The sequence below is a fragment of the Sunxiuqinia sp. A32 genome (assembly GCF_052690465.1).
The window spans coordinates 123,738-145,163 of the sequence record NZ_JBQYLI010000007.1 but is presented as its reverse complement, the minus strand read 5'-3'; the positions used below and the strand labels follow the sequence as shown (position 1 = coordinate 145,163).

The following is a 21,426-nucleotide window of genomic DNA, read 5'->3' as shown; positions in this document are numbered from 1 at the left end:
TTGGTTCTTGAATTTGAATTAGTAAATCATTTCTTCGCGGAAATTTTCAACAATTGATGAGAATGAATTAGCGATTGATTGACCCAATCCACACTTCGCGGTCATGTGCATGGTTTCCGAAAGCTTCAACAATTTGTTGAGATATGCAGCTGGTTTTTCCCCTCTTTTCACTGCTTTTATCCCTCTCAGTAATTGTTGGCATCCAACTCTGCATGGAGTGCATTGCCCACAGCTTTCTTCTCTGAAAAAATCGAGGTAATTGTCTAACACATTAAACATGGAGCGTGAGCTATTATAAAGCATCATTGATCCTCCGGTAGGAAGCGAAATTCCGGTAAGTTTGCCCTGGAATCCGATGGTTGTTTCTCCAAATCGTTTTCTAGGTACCAGAAATCCGGAAGCGCCACCAACTTGCACAGCTTTTGTATCTCCATCACCAAATTCATCAACGAAATCCTGAAGGCTCATACCCAATTCTAACTCGTAAATACCGGGCTTTGGCGTGTCTCCTGAAACGGAAAATAATTTTGATCCCCTCGAGTATTGTACTCCAAGGTCATAAAATTTTTTGGCTCCATATTTAAATATCGTAAAAGTATGGGCAAGTGTTTCAACGTTGTTTACAACTGTTGGTTGTCCCATGTAACCAATTGAAGTCGGGTACGGTGGCTTGTTTCGAGGTTCACCACGTTTCCCTTCCATGGATTCAAATAGTGCAGTTTCTTCTCCACAGATGTAAGCCCCACTTCCCAGAAAAATATCAATTTTGAATTTGAAGTTGATTTGTTTGCAGTAGTACTCAAATTCCTTAATAGCTTTCTCGAGATCGGCAACTAAGAATTTATATTCGCCACGCAGATAGATATATCCATGTGAAGAACCAATTACATGCGCGCATGCCGCCATTGAAGTAAGAACTTTATATGGAACTTTAGTAAGAATTTCGCGATCTTTAAAAGTGCCTGGTTCTCCTTCATCTGCGTTGCAGATTACGTATTTTACTTTTGATTCTTCTTCTGAAGTTAATTTCCATTTTAAGCCTGTTGGGAATCCAGCTCCACCGCGACCTTTTAATTCAGAGCTCATTAGTTCATTTACTAATTCCTGAGGTTTGCGCTTTAGTGTTTTGAATAGAATTTGTTCCCAGTCGTTGTCATTTCTAAAGATGAAATCGGCTCGTTTGAGTTGATATGTTGCAGCAACCATAGTATTTGTATTTGTTATTTTTTCATGTATTTGCTAAGTATTTCACGAACTGTCTCTGGAGTGAGATCCGTGTGAACATCATCGTTGATTAACATGGCCGGAGCTTTATGGCACCAGCCGAGACAGTTGGTTTCCAATAGTGAAAACTTTCCATCGGCAGTTGTTTCACCAACGCCAATTTTTAGCATATCCTGAATAGCTAATAAGACCTGATTCTTACCTTTCATTGAACAAGTAATTGTCTTGCAAATTCGAACGATGTATTCCCCCATTTTTTTATGCTCCAGAAACGAATAGAAGGTTGCTGTGCCGTACACTTCTGCGGCGGGTAAGTTCATTTCCCTGGCAATTTCAATCATTAAATACTCGGTTAAATACTTTTCTTTTTCAACAACGCCCTGTAAAACAGGGAGCAGGTTTTCTCTGTTCCGACCGTGTTTCTCGGCCAGGGACTTGATTAGATCCTGTGCGGGATTCATAAGATGAGATTATTGTGTTTTTTTTAAATTGAGATATAGGTAATTTTACTTGTAAAACGCCTAATTAAAGGCAGGATCGAGTGTTTTATTTATTAATCCCCTTCAGACCAAGGGAGAACATATGTTTATTTCTATATAAAAATAAAGAAGTGTATTTTGATAAACTACAAGCAATTATCAGAAAAGGGAAAAGTACGGGTGTTTTCCAACATAATTGGCCTATTGTAAATAAGACTAAATCAAAATAAAGATGAAATATTTATTTGTCTATCCAATTATATCCCATTTAGTCTGTTATTTTTGTTGAAGCAAAAATCATAGATAAAATGGCGGTTGAAATAGAACGGAAATTTCTGGTGAAAGAGCACTTATTGCCTGAACCAGCTGAGAAAATCGAAATGGTACAAGGGTATTTGAGTGATGATAAAGAGAGGACCATTCGAATTCGAATTTCAGATGATAAAGCATATCTCACGATTAAAGGGAAAGTTACTGGTATCTCTAGGCCTGAGTTTGAATATGAGATACCAATTGATGATGCTAAAGAAATGCTAAAATTGTCAGTTTTTCCTCCGGTAGAAAAAATTAGAAATATCATAATTGATGAAGGGCGAAAATGGGAAGTTGATTTTTTTCATGGGGTAAACGAAGGCTTAATTGTTGCAGAGATTGAATTATTAAATGAAGCGGATCAAATTTCTTTGCCAAATTGGATACTTAAAGAAGTGACTGGCGATCAGCGGTATTATAATTCGCGACTTGCCAAATTTCCATTTTCGGTCTGGTAAAAAGTATTCAATGGCTTAATTTTTGTAAAGTGCAGACAAGATTATTTATGAAATTGCGTTTTACCCAATAGCCAAATAAACCTTTTAAGTATGCGGTATAAACATATTGTTACTGGACTGTTATTAATTTTTTCGATACTGGTTTCTCAATCTTCTTTTTCGGTGCCACTTCAAAAAAAGAAAAAAGTTTCAAATATTGACTCTGTAAAAGTAAGTGTTGATTATTTGAACTATTTTTTATCGGGAAAAGACGGATGGAAACCTCAAAATGAAGAGTTGGCAAAAACCTTACGCGGACTGATCCATTTTGTGGAAGATGAAAAGATAGATACTATACTTCATAAAGTGTCAGAGTTCACGGTAGAACCCGCGAATCAGCTTTTTTATCGCCCGTATAACTTGATTTCAGATAGTTTGCAAATAGAAGGATATGTTTCTAACTCACAGCTTATAGAACAATTAAAAAGAATTGATAGGGAAGTTCGAAATACTGTTGTTCGTGAGGAAATTCCAGTGCCCGAGCAATTGATGGAGAATTTGACTGAGAAAGTCCCATTATTGAAAAGGGATGAAGCCGATTTACTGCTTAGAGATTCACGTGTTATTTTGCCAGATAGCATTCAATCATTTGAAGCCATTCCTGATTCCACATTGATGAGCCCTGCCGATTTTAGAAGGATTCAGAGGATGGACAGCCTTAAGCGGGTTATTTTGGAAAACGCAAGGTTAGAATATAATAACAATTTGCTTCAACATTATATTGATTCTATTTCATCTGATTACAGGGAGCAGGTTGTCCTCGAATTGTCAAAAAGAGAACAACAGAAACTTAGGGATGAGATTAAAAATTCAAATAATCAAAAGCTTATTGCATATAATGATTCTGTGGTGAAAGCTGTGAATGATACAATTTTTCAGTATTTGGATGTATTGACATCACACGCGGAAAATGATTCTACGTTGCTATGGGTTCAAAATAGTGAACGTGATATAACACAAATTTGGTTGAGGAAAAATGATCCGTATTCGAAGCGGATGTATATTAAAAATGAACAAAATGATTCGCTGGGGATTCGACTGAGAAATATTGACAAAAATGCTATTCAGATATTGATTGATGATGGTGTTACTTTTAACCGCTTCTCACAGCAGCAATCAAAGGGCTTTAAATTCGATGAGTTGATGCATGAGAGTAATCTACGGAAGGTCGAGAAAAAATACAATGTTATTACTCCCTGGACTTTAGGGGGAGATGGTACCGTTGGTTTTACCCAAACATATTTGAATAATTGGAAAAAAGGAGGTAAGAGTGCATTGTCAACTTTAATGGTGCTTAAAGGATTTGCTAATTATTCGGAGAAAAAAATTAAGTGGGAGAACAACGCGGAACTAAGAAACGGATGGTTAAAGCCTGGCGGAGATAAAATACAAAAGAACGACGATAAATTTGAGATTATTTCCAGGTTTGGTATCAGCGCATTTAAAAAATGGTACTACAGTGCTGAGCTTGATTTTGAGACTCAATTGTTCAATGGGTATAATTATCCTAATCGGGATAATCCAATCTCGGGTTTTTTAGCGCCAAGCAGAACGTTGATGAAGTTTGGTTTGGACTATAAACCGAATAAAAATTTCTCTCTGTTCTTGTCACCTTTTACATCCAAAACCGTTTATGTAAGGGATACTGTGAAAATTGACCAGACAAAATTTGGGATTGATAAAGATAAGAAGCGTTATTGGGAGCCGGGTTTAAATGCCGACATAAGATGGAAAAAAGACATTGATAAAGATATGTCTTATGAGTTGAAATACAAGATGTTCATAAATTATAGCGAACCTTTTTCTAAATTTGATATCAGTTGGGAAAATAACTTCGTGATGCGATTAAATGATTTTATTAACATGCGCGTTATGCTTCATTTGTTGTACGATGATAATGTGAAATTTCCTATATATCGTGAGATTGATGGAGCGCAGGTTGAAGTCGGAAAGGAACCTAAGTGGCAGGTAAAAGAATTTATTTCTGTTGGATTTTCGTACAAACTGAATAAAAGGGTTTATCGTCGTAGGTTGGTAAATTGAAAGTAGCTGTAGGTTCTTGAGAATTTATTTATACATTCGTCGAAAATTGAAAGGCATGAAAGACTTTAAAAAATACTTCAAAATTGCAGCTGAACCCAAAGATGTTTACAATGCATTAACCAATAAGGTGATGTTGGAGATATGGACTGGTGAAGCCGCTGTGATGGAAGAAAAAGCAGGCACAGAATTTTCGCTTTGGGACGGCAGTATTTGTGGTAAAAACCTTGAATTTGTCAAAGACCATAAGATTGTGCAGGAATGGTATTTTGGAGAGCAAGATGAACCATCTATTGTCACCATTAAGTTTCATGAAGACAAAAATGGAACAAGCATGGAGGTAAAGCATACCAATATTCCCAATGAAGCCTATGACAATATTGTGGAAGGCTGGACAGAGGATTACTTCGATGCCCTGAACCAGTTATTTGAGGAATAGATCAATTATTTAAGCAGTTGTTTTATTATCGTTAAGAGTTGATTTACTTTTAAGTTGATCAACTTCATTGAAATCTGAAAGTCGTTTCTTTGCGGAAAATATAACCAGTTATGTGGGTTTTTCTAGCGTTGAGTTCGGCTTTTGTGTTGGGGATTTACGATGTTTTTAAGAAGCTTTCCGTTAATGGAAATGCGGTCTTCCCGGTTTTGTTTTTTTCAAGTCTGGCATCAGCAATCGCTGTTGTGCCAATAATGATAGGCTCCTCGCTTCATCCTGAATTTTTTAAGTCAATTCACATTTTCGTTCCTTCTATTTCTTTGACCGAACATTTACTGATTTTACTGAAGTCGGTAATCGTTGTTTCGAGTTGGATATTTTCCTTTTTTGCATTGAAAAACCTTCCTATTACGATTGTTGCACCGATACGTTCCACCAGTCCAATATGGACTTTAATTGGAGCAATTTTGATTTTTAATGAGTCACTGAATGTATTGCAGTGGCTTGGAGTTATTACTACACTGTTGTTTTTCTATTTACTATCAGCTGCTGGTAAACTTGAAGGCATTCATTTCAGACGAAATAAATGGATCTTTTTCATCATCGCAGGTACGCTTTTGGCTGCCACCAGTGGTTTGTATGATAAGTTTATTATTCGAAAAATAGATCGACTTGCAGTACAGTCGTGGTTCACAATTTACCAGGTACTTTTATTGGGACCGGTTTTAGCGATTACCCGCTATTCAATCAAAAAGGAAAAACGCATTCCATTTGAATGGCGATGGACGATCCCTGCCATTGGATTAGTTTTATTGTTGACTGACTTTCTTTATTTTTATGCATTGAGCTATGAAGGAGCGATGATTTCGATCATTTCAGCGATCAGGCGAGGCGGGGTGGTTGTTGCGTTTATAACAGGTGCATTGTTGTTTAAAGAAAAGAACATTCGTCAAAAGGGACTTTATTTGTTAGGAATTTTAGCTGGTATTTTAATGATTAGCTTAGGAAGTGCTTAACAATATTTCCATTTCTTCTTAATTCTTCCCGTATTCTTTCTTCATTGAGCTAAATTTAGAAAACAATTAAAATGAACATCCGTTTCAATGGTAGATGTTTCTAGTCGATACAGACTTTTATTTGTTTTAATGAACTATTAGCTAATCTATTTACAATGGAAAGAATTGAATTATACCATGGTGATATCACAGAAATGCATGTAGATGCGATAGTAAATGCAGCAAATAGTAGTTTGCTTGGAGGGGGAGGAGTGGATGGAGCTATTCATAGAGCAGCAGGGCCTAAGCTGTTGGATGAATGTAAAAAGTTGAATGGCTGTGAAACTGGAAACGCTAAAATAACGAATGCCTACAGGTTACCTTGTCGATATGTAATACATACAGTTGGTCCGGTTTGGTATGGCGGAAAAAACAAGGAAGAAGAATTATTAGCATCTGCTTATCGCTCCAGTTTGGAGCTTGCTGTAAAGCACGAGCTCGATTCTATTGCCTTTCCAAATATTAGCACTGGCGTATATCATTTTCCGAAAGAACTTGCAGCCAAAATTGCCGTAAAAACAGTGCGGGAATTTCTGAAAAAGAATGATACCCTTGAGCAGGTTTATTTTTGTGTTTTTGATGAAGAGAACCTTGAAATATATCAAAAATTGATTGAGGAATAGAAATGAATAACTTTTTAATAACTGATTAAAATATAATGTTAAGTTTTTATCAGGATTTATAGATGTTGGATACATCCGAAAGGAAATTACAAGCTTTTGAGTAAATTTCTTTTGTAAAACTTATCAGCAAATTGCATGAAAAAAATCAAGGTTGAAATACCTATTACTTTACTCACCATTATCATGTTGGTACTTATGGTACTTTCAGGTAATCTGGTGTATGAAAGTTTAACTGAAATTGTAGATTCGGTTCACAAAGAAGCACGCCCCGATTACAAATTACTGTTGATCAAGGATATTAATTCTGATTTGACAGAGATTGAAAACACTGTAAAACTCTACACTATAAGTAATAAGCGCAGTTACTTATCTCCTTACTATACCTTAAATGAGGAAGTTCGATCTAAATTGATTGATTTGCAGGATTATGCTTTTTCCGGAGATGAAACGAAGATTCTTCTTGATTCTTTAAGTGTGCTGGCGCGTCAAAAATTAATCATCTGGGAAAACATACTGACGCTGCATATTTCAAAGGAAGATGAGCATGAAACATTTTCTGATTATTACGAAAAGTTAGATACCATAAGTGTCGAAAAAGATACGATTCATTTTGAAGAGGCAGAGAAAGTAGGCTTCATTAAACGATTGTTTGGAAAGAAACCAGAACCGCCAAAGCCCGTAATTGTCGATCGGACAGAAGAGAAAGAAACTATGCGGCAGGAAATTGCTGCATTGGAAAAAGAAATAGCAGACAGAAATTTGCTTATTGCTTCACGGGAAACAGCCTTGATGCAGAAGAATATAACGGTAAATGAGGCGCTGGGTAGTATTATTGAAGAACTTGAAAATCAAGAGCAGGAAAACTTGTTACAGAAAACACAGGAAGCCGATCGTTTGGCGTCAGTTACTTATAAGCGACTTGCCATGTTTACGATCGCAGCGGTATTTCTGATGATTCTGGTATTGTTCCTTTTTTACCGCGATTTAAGAAAATCCAGGGCCTACCAACGTGTTTTAAAAGAAGCTAAAACTGAAGCTGAAAAATTAGCACGAACCAAAGAGCTTTTTGTCGCTACTGTAAGTCATGAGATGCGAACACCCGTAAATGCAATTTTTGGTTTATCGGAACAACTTCTTCAACGTGGGCATGATCCTAAAACTCAGAAGGATTTAGATGTAATTTACAAATCAACCAAACATTTAATAGATCTGGTTAACGATACATTTGACTTTACCAGAATTGAAAACCAGCGAATTCAGTTGGAACCAGTAGATTTTTTGCTGGATGAAGTGTTGGAAAAGGTGGAGCTGTTTAATAAAGAAAGTGCAGCGGTTAAGGGAATTAATTTCATTATCGAAAAAGAATATCCTGATGGATTGGTGTTGTTTGGAGACCAGGGAAGGTTAAAACAGGTACTGATTAACCTGGTAACAAATGCAATTAAATTTACGGATACAGGTAGTGTCACATTGAATGTAAAAAATAGTGGAAGTAGTGATGTCGAAGTTCTTTCCATTAGTGTGACAGATACCGGTATTGGTATTCCGAAGGATAGCAGGGAACTCATATTTAATGATTTTGTCCAGTTAGAAACTGATGCAAATAAAAAGGCAAGAGGAACTGGGCTGGGACTGTACATCGTGAAAAAATTGGTGGAGTTGCTTGGTGGTGGGGTTAGTCTTGAAAGTGAAATTAATGTGGGAACGACTTTTCATCTCACTATTCCATTCAGAAAAGGAAATTCTAATAAAATTCAAAACGTAATAAGAAATTTATCTGCACCTCGTGTTTTAAAAGGAGTGACTGTTTTAATTGTGGATGATGAAGAGTTTAATCGCCATCTTTTAAAAAATATTCTTAGCAAATGGAAAGTCGAATTTCAGGAAGCTGAAGATGGGCAAAAAGCATTGGAATTAGGTGAGAAATTTGACTTTGGCTTGATTCTAATGGATATTCGGATGCCGGTTTTAAATGGTATTGATGCTGCTAAGAAATTTAAGGAGAATGGTTACCCGGCGAAGATAATTGCCTTGACTGCAAACAGCCATGTGAAGGATTTTGACCGGTACAAAGATGTTGGCTTTGACAATCATTTGGAAAAGCCGTTTTCTGAAGTAAAACTGCATGATGTTATTACGGAAACGATGAAAGGTACTGAAAAACCCGCTGAAAGTACTGGAAAACCAGCAGTTAAGAGTTATGAAATTGACTTGAGTACCTTGGAGAGTATGTCAAATGGAGATCCTTCATTTTTGAAAGAAATGATTAATATTTTCTTGAAGTCAAGCAAAAATAGTATTGATTTAATCGAACAGAGTTTTGAAAATAGTGATTGGCAAGCGATTGCTGATATTGCTCATAAACTCGCTGCTCCGGTGAAGCATATGAATGTTACTGAAGTGCATCAAACAGTAAAACAATTGCAGCTAATTGCAGAAACAAACCAAGATGAAGAACTTCTAAAAAATAAATTTGAACAGCTTAAAAAGGAAATAACTTTATTGGATAATCAATTGCAGGAGTACCTGGAAGAAGAAATTGGTTGATTTCAGTATGCTTTTTTGTTGTCTTTTGTTTGAATAATAGTTTCATTTGCTTAGTAGAAGTGCGCTGACTCAGCTTTTAGACGTTAATGTATGGATTCCAATGCCTTTAAAATATTTGTAGTTGAAGATGACGAATGGTATAATCGTTTGCTCGTTCATAATCTTTCATTAAACCCTGATTATGAAATACAGGCTTTTAGCGATGGCAAAAGTTGCCTGGATAATCTTCATCAAAAACCGGATGTTGTAACGCTGGATTATCGGTTGCCTGATATGAAAGGGCTTGAAGTTTTAAAGCAAATAAAAGAATTGGATGAAGATATTCAAGTGATCCTCATTTCGGAGCAGGATGATATTGAAGTGGTGGTTGAATTGTTGAAACATGGAGCATACGATTACATCGTGAAATCCAAAGACATTCGGGAACGCTTGCTAAATACGGTTAGCAACATTCAAAAGGGTGTCCGACTTAAAGACGAAATAAAGTCCTTGCGAAAGGAAGTTCGTAAAAAATATAGCTATCAGAATTCCATTGTTGGCAATGATACTGCCACCCAGAAAATATTTGATTTAATTGAAAAAGCAACTCGCACAAATATCACTGTTTCTGTAACAGGTGAAACCGGTACAGGGAAAGAGTTGGTTGCAAAGGCGATTCATTATAATTCCAAGCGGGCGAAGAAACCTTTTGTTCCTGTTAATGTTGCTGCAATTCCTAAAGAGTTGATAGAGAGTGAATTATTTGGACATGAAAAAGGTTCTTTTACAGGGGCGAGTTCACGACGAATTGGAAAATTTGAAGAAGCCAGCTCGGGAACACTATTTCTGGATGAAATAGCGGAAATGGATATTTCTTTGCAAGCCAAACTTTTAAGGGCACTTCAGGAAAAGGAAATCATTAGAATTGGAAGTAATAATCCAGTAAAAACCGAGTGCCGAATTATCATTGCGACCAATAAAAACTTATTGGATGAGGTGAAAAATGGTAATTTCAGACAAGATTTATATTATCGTCTTTATGGGCTTCCAATTGAGTTACCACCGTTGCGCGATCGGGGAAATGATGTTATTGTTTTGGCTAAACATTTTATAACTGAATTTTGCAAAGAAAATCAGATGGAACTTAAATCTCTTGAAAAATCGGCAATCAATAAATTATTGGCCTATCCTTTTCCCGGAAATGTTCGTGAATTGAAATCAGTTATCGAATTAGCCGTCACAATGGCTGATGAAAATGAAATTACTGAAGAGCACTTAATTTTAGGTGATCATCAGAATATCGATACGCTTCTTTCTGAGGAAATGACTTTGCGGGAATATGATATCCGTATTGTCAAGAAATATATGGATCGGTATGACAATAATACCAAAACAGTAGCCGAAAAACTGGATATCGGTGTTGCTACCATATATCGCATGTTAAAAGAGAATAGAGGCTAAACTGGTATTTCAATCCAAATTATCATTATGGAAATCAATAAATCATTTTGATAAAAATCAGACTCGTCTATCTTGATTTAAATCGTTGAATGTGTGTGTGTTGTGATTTTGGCATAAGTGTTGCGAATACCTTCTCGCTTTAGTTTTTTTACAAATTAATCAAGGAGGGTAAAGTCATGAATTATAACAAAAAAACACTCTTAACGACCATATTGATTGCATTGGCCATTATTATTACTGGCGTTGGAGCCAGTGTATACTTTTACAATCAGAAAGTAACTGAGGTGTCTACACTTCAATCAGAAAACGAAAACATTAATCAAGTGCTCTCTGAGCGCGATTCTGTTGTTAACGAACTCGTTGATGCGTTTAATCAAATTGAACAAAATTTGAAATTCATCAAGGAGAAACGCAAGCAACTTTCAATTGATACTGAAACAGAGGGTGGAAAAGATCAGAAGCAAGCTATTCTCGCAGATATCAGTTTAATGAATGAAATGTTGGAAGAAAGTAGCAAACACATTGCTGATCTTGAGAAAAATTTAAAAAATTCAGGATTCCAACTGAATTCCTTCAAGAAGAAAATTGCAAATCTGACAAAGAGTATTGAAGATCAGAACATGCAGATTGCAGAGCTTAAAAAGGATGTTGAAGAGCGTGATTTTATGATTGCTGATTTGAATAAAAAAGTCGATGAAATGGAGTTTGAGATTGCTAAAAAATCGGATACTCTGGAGATGAAGCAAGAAGTAATCAATCAGAAAACAAATGAGCTCAACAAAGCGTATATTGCTTACGGTACTTATAAGGAGCTGAAAGAAAGAGGTCTGCTGACAAAGGATGGTGGATTTTTATGGATTGGAAGACATACAGCTATTGAGGAAAATTTTGATGGTGATTATTTTACTGAATTGAATATTCAGGATACAAAAACAATTCCTCTTCACTCAAAAAAAGCAACGATTATTTCTGAACATCCAGACAGTTCATACAGTTTAGTTGAAGAAGATGGTATGGTATCATATTTGCAAATTGAAAATCCGGAAGAATTCTGGAAAATTTCAAAATATGCAGTTATCGAAGTGAAATAACATTTGAACAAAAAGACATAGAATTCATTAAATAGATAAGGTTATTGCCGTAATTGAATTCAACTGCGGCTTTAACTTTTAAAAATTACCAAACAATAATTATAGAAAACTAAAAATAATAGATGATGAGAAAAATCGGATTTTTATTAGGTGTGTTCGTTGTAGGTATTTTTGTTTTGATTTCTTGCAGTGAAGACAATTCTGTTTCTTCACTTGAAGGTAAAGGAACTGTAAATATTTATCTGACCGATGCACCATTCCCAGTAGATCTAGTGTCAAAAACAATGGTCACCATTGATAAAGTTGAAATTAGGAAACAAGCAACCGATTCTACGGAAGCTTCTTTTATTGTTCTTTCTGAGGAGGAAGCTGAAATAGATTTATTAATGCTTTCAAATGGCATCACTGAAAATTTGGCTTCTGCCGAATTGGATGCTGGAATGTATGATATGATTAGATTACATGTTGTCAACTCTAAAGTTGTGTTAACGGATGATACTGAATTTGATCTTAAAATTCCAAGTGGTTCATCGAGTGGTCTAAAAGTAAAAATAGAACCTGCAATTGAATTGACTGAAGGACAAACAGCAGACGTGTTGCTTGACTTTGACGTAAGTAAATCCTTTGTTGTTAAAGGAAATTGGAAAGGTGGAAATATTAATGGATTTAATTTTAAACCCGTTGTCCGCGGAGTATTAATGGGAATGACAGGTCGCATTGAAGGTATGGTAACTGATACGACTGAAACAGTTCTCGAAAATGCATCGGTAAAAGTTTGGCTTCCAGGCGAAGCTGAAATGGAGGATAGCTTAGTAACTTCTTCTTTTACAGATGTTGATGGTAAATACAAAGTTATTGGTTTATTGGGAGGTACTTACTTTTTAACTACCGAGCTGGAAGGTTTCATTAACGATACGGTTTGGAATGTTGATGTTACCGAAGGAAGTTCAACCATGGTTGATATTGAGTTGACACCGGTAGAGGAAGTTGCAGACGCACCAGCCGAAGAAGGTGGTGAGTAAATTTTAAGATTTTAAGTGTCTGAAATAATATTCATTGGATTGGATTTGAAAAGCTGTTCGATATTATCGAGCAGCTTTTTCTGTAAATGAGAAGATCAACTTTTGCACTTTTGTTTTGTTTAGTAGATATCATATAAAATTAGACAATCATGGAAAAACCAAAAATAGCTGAGAGATCACCATTAATGATGGAAATGCAACCGGGTACTTATTATTGGTGCGCTTGTGGTCGGAGCAAAAATCAACCTTTTTGCGATGGATCTCATAAAGTGACAAATTTCAAACCCAGGGAAGTGAAGATTGATCAAATTCAGACCGTCTTCTGGTGTCGTTGCAAGCAAACCAGCAATCCTCCGTTTTGCGATGGAACTCATCGAAGTTTATAGAAAGTTGAATATTTTTAATCAGATTAATCTTGGTCAAGATTTAATGAGACAACAAACAATCGATTAAAAAGGAATTTCATGCAGAAATAAGAATATTGATGAGTAATTTGTTAGTTTTGAATAAATTATCAAACCAATGAATATTGATATAGAATCTGTATTTACGTTAATTTTTGCTGGTAATATTCTTATTGCTCTTTTTTTTACTGCCTATTTATTGATTAATAAAGACAGAGATAAATCTATTCGTATATATATCAGTTCCCGATTTTTGTTTTTAATGATGGCACCTTTGTATGTATTAAGGGGCAAAATTCCAGATCTATTTGCTATTGGGGTGTTTAACGTATTTATTTTCACTGCTCACTTTTTAGAGTTTTATAGCATAGCATTTGCAAAAAGAACTTTTAATTCCAGACATTTTTATAGATTATTGGTCGTTCCAATTTTGATGTCATTAATTTTCATCTCGTTTCTGTCCTCTATTGAAAACACTCGAATTGTTGTTAACTCCGGTTTGCTTGGTTTGTTTTTTACGGGATGCAGCGTTTTTCTCATTCTAAATCAACGAATGAATAAAACTCAACGGCTCGCTGGATTTTTATATGTAATTGTTGCTTTATCTACATTAATTCGATTTTTTGAAGCAGCTTTTGTGAATCAATCATTGGAGATTTTGGCTAATAACACGGTGCAGAATGTCTTTTACTCTTTCTATTTATTTAGCACATTGTTTTGGGCTGTAATTATATTGTTGATACTAAGAGAAAAGGATCGTGAAATGGCTGCCAATAATCAAGTTGTGTAACTTTTCTAATAATCAAGTCCATTAAATTCTAAATCAATAATATAGGTATCTTATTTCGCATAAGTCTTTACTTGAATTGGCTGATTCTAAGCCATTGTACCACTATCATTTTGAAATATCTTGGTGTTTTTAGTGAGTAAATATTCAATACTTCCAGTATTATCTTCGTGTAATAATTTATAACCAACTAATCATGAATTCATGAAATTATTTTTCAGGCTTCTAGTTTTACTTATAGGTACGTTTCTGGCTAGTACAGTATATTCTCAAAATTGGACGTTAAAACAAGCGCCGTTAATGACCCGCTGGGCAGACGATTTGGATATCGAAAACCTACTTCCCGAATATCCGAGGCCACAAATGGAAAGAGCGGATTGGCTTAATTTAAATGGGGTATGGGAGTTTCAGGTAGGTGAAGCAGGAGAAAATCCACCTATTGGAAAGACTTTAAGCGATACAATATTAGTTCCATTTCCAGTAGAATCTGCACTTTCGGGTGTGATGGAGCAACACGAGCACATCTGGTATCGGCGTACTTTTTCTGTTCCTGAAGATTGGGATGGAAAGCAAATTTTACTTCATTTTGGTGCCATTGATTGGGAATCTGAAATTTTCATCAATGGAAAAAGCCTTGGAATTCATCAGGGGGGATATGATGAGATAAGCTATAATATTTCGCCATATTTGGTAAAAGGCATAGAGCAAGAATTACTTGTTCGAGTTTATGATCCTACTGAAGCTAAGGGTATTCCTCGTGGCAAACAGGAAACACCTCCACATAATTTACTGATTATGTACACTCCTGTGACTGGAATCTGGCAAACAGTATGGATGGAGCCAGTTGAAAATTGTCATATTGATCAATTAAAAATGACGCCCGATATAGATAATGATCAATTGAAATTGGCTGTCTTTGCGGACAATATTCAAGCTGGAGTTAAGGTTGTTGCAAAAGCTTTTGACAATGGGAAAATCGTAGCTACTGTCACTGGGACTGCTGGAAATGAATTTAGCATACCGATAAAAGATGCAAAATTGTGGTCTCCGAAATCTCCATTTTTATATGATCTAACGGTTGAGTTAGTGAAAGGATCAACGGTTTTTGATAAGGTCGATAGTTATTTCGGAATGAGAAAGGTAAGTATCGCTAATGAGGGAGGAAATCCAAAGATTTTTTTGAATAATGAATTTGTCTATAATCTAGGATTTCTGGATCAAGGTTATTGGCCCGATGGGATTTACACAGCACCAACTGACGAAGCTTTAAAATTCGATGTGCAGATTCAAAAAGACTTTGGTTATAATATGGTTCGTAAACACCTGAAAGTTGAGCGGCAACGTTGGTATTACTGGGCCGATAAATTAGGGATTATGGTATGGCAGGATATGCCTTCTGCAAATTCATACCGACACAATCCACCTCCGGTTGATACCCTTCAATACCGTAAGGAACTTGAGCGGATGATTGATGGAAGGTATAATTCACCTTCAATTACAACCTGGGTAATATATAATGAGACACAGGGGCAAAAAGATGAAAATGGCAATAATCTAACTGGTCGGATGGTCGAGCTTGTTCGTTCAAAAGATTCATCACGACTGATAAATCCTGCAAGTGATAATATTTTCAAAGATTACGTTGGAGATATTCTCGATTATCACTCATATCCTTCACCCAGAGCTATTGAAAGTGAAACAATGGCGACTGCTTGCGGTGAGTTTGGAAGTGTCGGCTTTGCGCTTGAAGATCATGAGTGGATGCCCGATTCTGGTGTGAGTATGATCATGGTTAATACAGCCGAAAAATTGGAAGATATTTATGAAGGATATATTCAAATGTTGGCTCAATATAAGTCGGAGGATGGAATGAGTGGGGCTGTTTTTACACAACTTACAGATGTGGAACAGGAGATAAATGGATTTTTATCTTACGATCGTGTTTCAAAAGTTGACATTGATAAGATGAAAAAGATCAATGAAAAGCTTATTGAAAATGTAATAGTAAAAACCGATGAAATACTTCCAATTGCATCAAATGCAGCAACCGTATGGAAATACACTTTTAAAGAACCTGCTAAAAATTGGACAACTGGATCTTTTGATGATGCCTCGTGGGAACTTGGTCAGGCCGGTTTTGGGCATGGGAATATCGAGAAAGGGAAAGTGAACACCAATTGGGATACGGATAAAATATGGTTACGAAAATCATTTGAAATCAATCAGATTGATTCAGATGATTTATTTCTGAAAATTATGCACGATGAAGATTTTGAAGTACATATTAATGGTGTTCTGGCAGCATCTGGCAAAGGACATTCTTCTAAATACGAGTTGCTGGTAATAAGCGATGAGGCAAAAAAGAGCTTGAAAATAGGTAGCTTAAATACCATAGCAGTTTACTGCAAGCAAACAGTTGGGAATCAATTTATCGATGTTGGCATAGTTCACTTTTTGTATCGTAAATAGAAAGATCAGTCAATTTAAGAGATAGTTTTAGCATCTGTAGGAATCGTGTCATCCTACAGGTGTTTTCATTTTTGGGCGAGTTAATTCGAATACTTATTATTTGGAAAGCTACTGTTGATTCCTTAAACTCGTAGTTTATTACCAAAATATACCGCCATGCTATCATCTATCATCGAGTTTATCGTCATGTTAAATCCATTTGCATTGTTTCTTTACCTGGAACCCATTCGTAAGGATCTTTCTCATAAAGACTTCATGATTGTAATTTTAAAGGCGACATTGATTTCATTTATTGTTTGTGCAGTTTTTTTCTATTTTGGTGAGTTCATTTTTGCGAAAATATTTCAACTAAATTTTGAGTCATTCCGAATTTTTGGTGGCATCATTATCTTTTCATATGCCTATTTCTATATTGTTAAGGGACAAAAAGCATTGATAATGATTAAAGAAAACCTGGATGACTTGGCATCTGAAATAGCATTGCCCTTTATGGTGGGAGCAGGTGCAATTTCTCTGAGTATTTTGCTTTCGCAAAAGCATGCCTTGGTGCTGGGTACAGTTGCACTTTTCATCATTTTTGGTTTAAATTTTTTAATCCTTTTTTTTATGAAGAAGGTTCGGGATTCTCTGGAAATGAAAAAATTTAAAACAGCCTTTGACAAAAATATGGAAGTACTTTTGCGGCTAAATGGGTTTTTTATTGGTGCTATTGGTATTAATATGGTGTTGGTAGGGATAAAAAATATGTTTCTGTAATTTTGTATTGAAACCCATATCTATTATTTATTTGTAAGACTTTGGTAATGTTCACAAATCTGATTCATAGTATTCAGCAACACATTGATCTGGATGAAAAAGAGATCAGTATTCTTTGTAATTATATTGATTCTCATCAACTAAAAAAGAAAGACTTTTTGTTGAAAGAAGGAGACGTATGCCACGATCTATTTTTTGTTGAGAAAGGCTGTTTGAGAATGTATTTTATTGATGAAAGGGCGGTTGAACAGATTACACAATTTGCAATTGATAGATGGTGGATGTCGGACTATTTTAGCTTTATGGACAGGACCCCATCCGAGTATTATATTCAGGCCGTTGAGAAATCAGAAATTTTATCAATTAGTCATACCGCATTTGAGGAAATGTTAAAGGAGCTTCCGAAAATGGAGCGTTACCTGCGTATTTCGATGCAACGTGCTTTGGCTGCATCGCAGCTACGAATTAAATATATGTATGAATTAACGAAAGAAGAATTTTACATTCATTTTAGTACCTCATTTCCTGAATTCATGCAACGTGTTCCCCAATATATGATTGCTTCCTACCTTGGACTTACACCCGAATATGTAAGTGAACTTAGAAAAAAGCACCTCTAATTATTTTCTTAAACCAGCTTAATTTTTTTCACATTCGTGGTCTATAGCTTTGCATGGTGTAAAGTACTATCGGCTTCGTTAAAAGCAGAGGGAAGCATTGTTTTTCCGCGCAGATGTTTTTGGCAACCCAAATAAGCCGAGTTGAAAATATTAAATTCAGAACAATGAGTGAAAAGAAAAAATTATCAGAGAAATTCTACGAAGTAATCGATCATGAGGGAGTAGTCTCAATTACTTCGTGGGGAGTAGTGCCACACGTTGTAAATACCTGGAATTCCTTTCTAGTGATTACCGAAGACGAACGAATTTTAATACCTGCTTACGGGTTTCGGAAAACAGAAAAGAATATAAAAGTAAATAACGAGGTTAAACTCACACTGGGAAGTAAAGATGTAGAAGGATATAAGAACTATCCGGGTACTGGCTTTTTGATTGAAGGAACTGCAGCTTATATTGAGTCAGGAGAAGAATATGATTTTATGAAAGAGAAGTTTTCGTTTCTCTCTCGTGTGTTCGAAGTTACAGTAACTAAAGCAAAGCAAATGTTATAAATAGATGAATGATTATTTTTAATTCAAAGCTTTCATCAAAGTCAGAATATTGGAAGTTGCATATCAGTATGCTTACGCCAAATATTCTGACTTATCATTAATATTTTGCAAGCTGAATTACCTCTTTTGAATCACCATCCTGCAACGAAATTTTTAAAGTTTTTCCAGTCATATTTGCAAGTCCATCAAGCTGATTTCCATCTGGTTTTGTCCAACGAACGGTATATACATCATCTAAACCCGAAGGACTAAGTTTTGCAATTACTTGCAGCTTGTCGTAGCCTAATGATTCTCCGTTTAAAATTAAAATTTTAAGGGAGCCATCAGTATTTTCGATTACATCAACTGAATACCGATAATTGTAAAAAAGATTAGTAGGACGATAAATTTCTGAATCGGCATCACCCTCGATAGCTGGAGACTCGGCTTTTATAGGTTTCGCTTCTGGAACTAAGTTGACTTCCGTTTCTGCAATAGGTTCTTCTGCTGGTGTCTCAGTTACCTTAATTTGAATTTTTGCTGCATTTTTATTTAGTGGTAACTCGTCCAAATCCTTAATGGCGTCTTCAAATGCTTCGGCAAATCCTTTATCATATTCTTTAGAAATACCACTACCGTCACTTTCCCAAACCATTCTATTTTGGCAGTCAAAAAATTTCACTTTCAGCTTATTTTTAAACATGTTGGAGGTATTGACTAAATTAACTCTTAAGGCATCACAGTAGTCAAAAGGGCGATCGCTTGATTCAAAAGCACTTTTAATACCTTTTTCATTTAGTATTCGCTGGATGCTTGAACTAATATTATGTGGATTAAATCCACTGCCAATCTCTGAAAATTGAGTTGGTATAATTACATATTTGTAATTTGATTGTGCAAATAATACACTACTAAAGAATATAAATAACGAAATGAGCGTATATTTTTTCATGTCTAATCTTTTTTCTGACCTGTTAAAATGAATCACCAAACTAACAAAAATTTGCATGTTTACCTAATGGTAGTTTTAAGATTTTGAACGTCAAATACTCATTTATATCTCAGCTGATTAATTGTAACTTTAATGTGATAAATAGCTTTTTATGATGAATGAAGTTCCGGTGCCAATACGTTTTAATGCCTTTAAACACCATCGCAATTATATGTTGGAGGTTTTAGCTAAATCTTCAACTGCTGAATTTATTGAACTATTGGATCCGCTTTGCCATAACTATATAGACATTTATATTGGAGAATTCACTTCATTTCAAATCGCCAAATCGATCATTGATATACTTAGCACTGAAAATCTATTTTCTTCTAACGAATTTAAGATTTGGCTTGATCGGAATGGAGGGCATCGGTCTATAAAATTAGTGGACCAGTCGGAATGGATATTACGGTTGGGAGAAGACTCTGATCGATTTATTCACATTCATCCGGCACGAACAGGAAAGCATGTTGTTCGATTTAAAGGATCGACCCTGAAAACGGTTGTAAAAATGATGACCAAAAAAATGTCGGATAATGAGGTTCTAAAGTTGGAAGATGTAAATGAGGCAAGAGAACAGATTAATTTATCCCCAATAAAAAAGCTGGAGGCAGGGAAAGGAATTTTAAGATGCTACCACTTCTTAAAAAAACTTTAGTGTGTTTTCATATGATCAAGACTTTTGCTCCTCTTATTTTTCGTTCTTTTATATCCATAATCGCCTGATTGGCTTTCTCAAACGGATAGGTTTCTATTTCCGGTTTAAAAGGCATTTCTGCAGCGATTCTTATAAATTCACGAACATCTGTGCTTGTTACATTGGCGACACTTTTAATTTCTTTCTCCATCCAGAGATGCTGTCCATAATCAATTTGTTGAAGGTATTCTGTATCTATCCATTCTTTCCGAATGGCATTAATCACCAACCGACCTCCAGGTTTTAGACAATTCAGTGCTGACACAACAGGCTTCCAAACTGGAGTCGTATCAATGATACTATCCAGCAGTTTTGGTGGTTGATCCGTGGTGTCACCAGACCAGGCCGCTCCAAGTTTAATAGCAAATTCGCGTTCCTTTTGGCTTCTGGCGAAAACAAAAATTTCACATTCGGGATATTGAAATTTCAACAATTTCAAAACCAAATGAGCAGAAGCACCAAAGCCTGTTAACCCAATTGCTTTGCCGTTTGTCACGTTTGCCAGAGAAACTGAGCGATAGCCTATTGCTCCTGCGCACAGTAGAGGAGCAGCTTCTGCATCTGAAAAAGTATCAGGTATTTTATACGCAAAATTTTCAGGAACTACCATATATTCCGCATAACCTCCATGCGCGTCTCTACCGGTCGCCATGAATTCAGCACAAAGGTTTTCCCGACCACTTTTACAATATTCACATTTTCCACAACTTGAAAAAATCCAGGCGACACCAACTCGGTCGCCTTTTTTGAATTGAGAATAATTGGATGTTATTTTTTCAATTGTTCCAATAGCTTGGTGACCAGGTATCATTGGGAAATGTGATGGGGGAGTTCGCCCTTCAATCTCATCAATTTCGGTATGACAAACACCACACGCATTTATTTTAATCAGTAGTTCTCCGTCCTTAGGAATAGGTTTGGGGAGTTCAACCAATTTTAAAGGATTAGATTCTTTCGTTAAATCCGTGATTTTATCGATAACCCATGCTTTCATAATAACTAAAATTAATATAGAAATGAATGATTACAAAATAAACCTGAAGAAGCAGCTTGACGTAAAAAGAAATAGGGGACAGTCTACTAAAAGGAAATTAATAAAGTGATGGTACGTGTTAAAAACATACCGATCCAGGTTCGCACTTATAGTGGATATAAATCTGAAGAATATCCAACCTGCTTTTTTTTGAATGATAAAGAATACGATATCATTGCAATACGCGATCGCTGGTATCAATTAGATAATATACCTGAATTTCCTGCAGCAGATTATTTTAAAGTTCTTACGAGAACCAATAAAGAGTTTATTATTAAGCATGAAAGGTCGGATGACCAATGGTATCTGGTTGTACTGATGGATCCTATAATGTGGATTTCGGCAAATTGATTCTGAAAGTTTAATCCGTAAT

General features: G+C 35.7%; 21 protein-coding genes. 17 read left to right on the top strand and 4 right to left on the bottom strand.

All coding sequences use genetic code 11. The features are described 5' to 3' along the window. Positions 1–18 precede the first annotated feature (18 nt). On the bottom strand, positions 19–1,206 hold the full coding sequence (locus ACUNWD_RS09350; RefSeq protein ID WP_445587532.1) for an NADH-ubiquinone oxidoreductase-F iron-sulfur binding region domain-containing protein: 1,188 nt from the start codon (positions 1,204–1,206) through the stop codon (positions 19–21). A 14-nt stretch (positions 1,207–1,220) separates the two neighbouring features. Then, a complete protein-coding gene (locus tag ACUNWD_RS09345) occupies positions 1,221–1,685 on the bottom strand; it encodes an NADH-quinone oxidoreductase subunit NuoE family protein (RefSeq protein WP_445587531.1) in 465 nt (154 codons plus the stop codon). 326 nt (positions 1,686–2,011) lie between these two features. Between ACUNWD_RS09345 and ACUNWD_RS09340 the strand changes: the two genes are divergently transcribed. From ACUNWD_RS09340 to ACUNWD_RS09270, 15 genes are all read left to right on the top strand, one after another. Next, a complete protein-coding gene (locus tag ACUNWD_RS09340; RefSeq protein ID WP_445587530.1) occupies positions 2,012–2,473 on the top strand; it encodes a CYTH domain-containing protein in 462 nt (153 codons plus the stop codon). Between the two features lie 90 nt (positions 2,474–2,563). Next, entirely contained in the window at positions 2,564–4,555 is a 1,992-nt protein-coding gene (locus tag ACUNWD_RS09335) for a DUF3078 domain-containing protein (RefSeq protein WP_445587529.1), read from the top strand. A gap of 55 nt (positions 4,556–4,610) precedes the next feature. Continuing rightward, a complete protein-coding gene (locus ACUNWD_RS09330) occupies positions 4,611–4,991 on the top strand; it encodes an SRPBCC domain-containing protein (RefSeq protein ID WP_445587528.1) in 381 nt (126 codons plus the stop codon). A gap of 110 nt (positions 4,992–5,101) precedes the next feature. Next, on the top strand, positions 5,102–6,004 hold the full coding sequence (locus ACUNWD_RS09325) for an EamA family transporter (protein ID WP_445587527.1): 903 nt from the start codon (positions 5,102–5,104) through the stop codon (positions 6,002–6,004). A gap of 155 nt (positions 6,005–6,159) precedes the next feature. After that, on the top strand, positions 6,160–6,666 hold the full coding sequence (locus ACUNWD_RS09320) for an O-acetyl-ADP-ribose deacetylase (RefSeq protein ID WP_445587526.1): 507 nt from the start codon (positions 6,160–6,162) through the stop codon (positions 6,664–6,666). 135 nt (positions 6,667–6,801) lie between these two features. Then, positions 6,802–9,213 carry an ATP-binding protein gene (locus tag ACUNWD_RS09315; protein WP_445587525.1) on the top strand — a complete coding sequence of 804 codons (2,412 nt, stop codon included), beginning with the start codon at positions 6,802–6,804 and terminating at the stop codon, positions 9,211–9,213. Positions 9,214–9,303: 90 nt separating this feature from the next. Continuing rightward, on the top strand, positions 9,304–10,653 hold the full coding sequence (locus ACUNWD_RS09310) for a sigma-54-dependent transcriptional regulator (protein WP_445587524.1): 1,350 nt from the start codon (positions 9,304–9,306) through the stop codon (positions 10,651–10,653). 176 nt (positions 10,654–10,829) lie between these two features. Beyond that, positions 10,830–11,744, top strand: a complete 915-nt coding sequence (locus ACUNWD_RS09305) for a Cbp1 family collagen-binding glycoprotein adhesin (protein WP_445587523.1) — start codon at positions 10,830–10,832, stop codon at positions 11,742–11,744. A gap of 122 nt (positions 11,745–11,866) precedes the next feature. After that, entirely contained in the window at positions 11,867–12,766 is a 900-nt protein-coding gene (locus tag ACUNWD_RS09300; protein WP_445587522.1) for a DUF4382 domain-containing protein, read from the top strand. Positions 12,767–12,915: 149 nt separating this feature from the next. Further along, positions 12,916–13,152: a CDGSH iron-sulfur domain-containing protein gene (locus ACUNWD_RS09295; RefSeq protein ID WP_445587521.1), complete on the top strand. Its 237-nt coding sequence runs from the start codon at positions 12,916–12,918 to the stop codon at positions 13,150–13,152. A 136-nt stretch (positions 13,153–13,288) separates the two neighbouring features. Beyond that, positions 13,289–13,960: a hypothetical protein gene (locus tag ACUNWD_RS09290; protein WP_445587520.1), complete on the top strand. Its 672-nt coding sequence runs from the start codon at positions 13,289–13,291 to the stop codon at positions 13,958–13,960. 201 nt (positions 13,961–14,161) lie between these two features. Beyond that, complete coding sequence (locus tag ACUNWD_RS09285; RefSeq protein WP_445587519.1) at positions 14,162–16,426, top strand: glycoside hydrolase family 2 protein; 2,265 nt, start codon at positions 14,162–14,164, stop codon at positions 16,424–16,426. 156 nt (positions 16,427–16,582) lie between these two features. Beyond that, positions 16,583–17,182: a MarC family protein gene (locus tag ACUNWD_RS09280; RefSeq protein WP_445587518.1), complete on the top strand. Its 600-nt coding sequence runs from the start codon at positions 16,583–16,585 to the stop codon at positions 17,180–17,182. A gap of 47 nt (positions 17,183–17,229) precedes the next feature. Further along, on the top strand, positions 17,230–17,802 hold the full coding sequence (locus tag ACUNWD_RS09275) for a Crp/Fnr family transcriptional regulator (protein ID WP_445587517.1): 573 nt from the start codon (positions 17,230–17,232) through the stop codon (positions 17,800–17,802). Between the two features lie 164 nt (positions 17,803–17,966). Then, the gene (locus ACUNWD_RS09270; protein WP_445587516.1) at positions 17,967–18,353 is read left to right on the top strand and encodes a pyridoxamine 5'-phosphate oxidase family protein; all 387 of its coding nucleotides are present in this window, start codon (positions 17,967–17,969) and stop codon (positions 18,351–18,353) included. 97 nt (positions 18,354–18,450) lie between these two features. On the opposite strand, the gene ACUNWD_RS09265 is transcribed toward ACUNWD_RS09270, so the two are convergent. Further along, on the bottom strand, positions 18,451–19,284 hold the full coding sequence (locus ACUNWD_RS09265) for a hypothetical protein (protein ID WP_445587515.1): 834 nt from the start codon (positions 19,282–19,284) through the stop codon (positions 18,451–18,453). Between the two features lie 151 nt (positions 19,285–19,435). On the opposite strand from ACUNWD_RS09265, the gene ACUNWD_RS09260 reads away from it, so the two are divergent. Then, complete coding sequence (locus ACUNWD_RS09260) at positions 19,436–19,981, top strand: hypothetical protein (RefSeq protein WP_445587514.1); 546 nt, start codon at positions 19,436–19,438, stop codon at positions 19,979–19,981. 7 nt (positions 19,982–19,988) lie between these two features. Here ACUNWD_RS09260 and ACUNWD_RS09255 read toward each other — a convergent pair whose 3' ends face one another. Beyond that, positions 19,989–21,014, bottom strand: a complete 1,026-nt coding sequence (locus tag ACUNWD_RS09255; RefSeq protein ID WP_445587513.1) for a zinc-dependent alcohol dehydrogenase family protein — start codon at positions 21,012–21,014, stop codon at positions 19,989–19,991. A 108-nt stretch (positions 21,015–21,122) separates the two neighbouring features. On the opposite strand from ACUNWD_RS09255, the gene ACUNWD_RS09250 reads away from it, so the two are divergent. Next, a complete protein-coding gene (locus ACUNWD_RS09250; protein ID WP_445587512.1) occupies positions 21,123–21,404 on the top strand; it encodes a cytoplasmic protein in 282 nt (93 codons plus the stop codon). Positions 21,405–21,426: the final 22 nt, after the last annotated feature.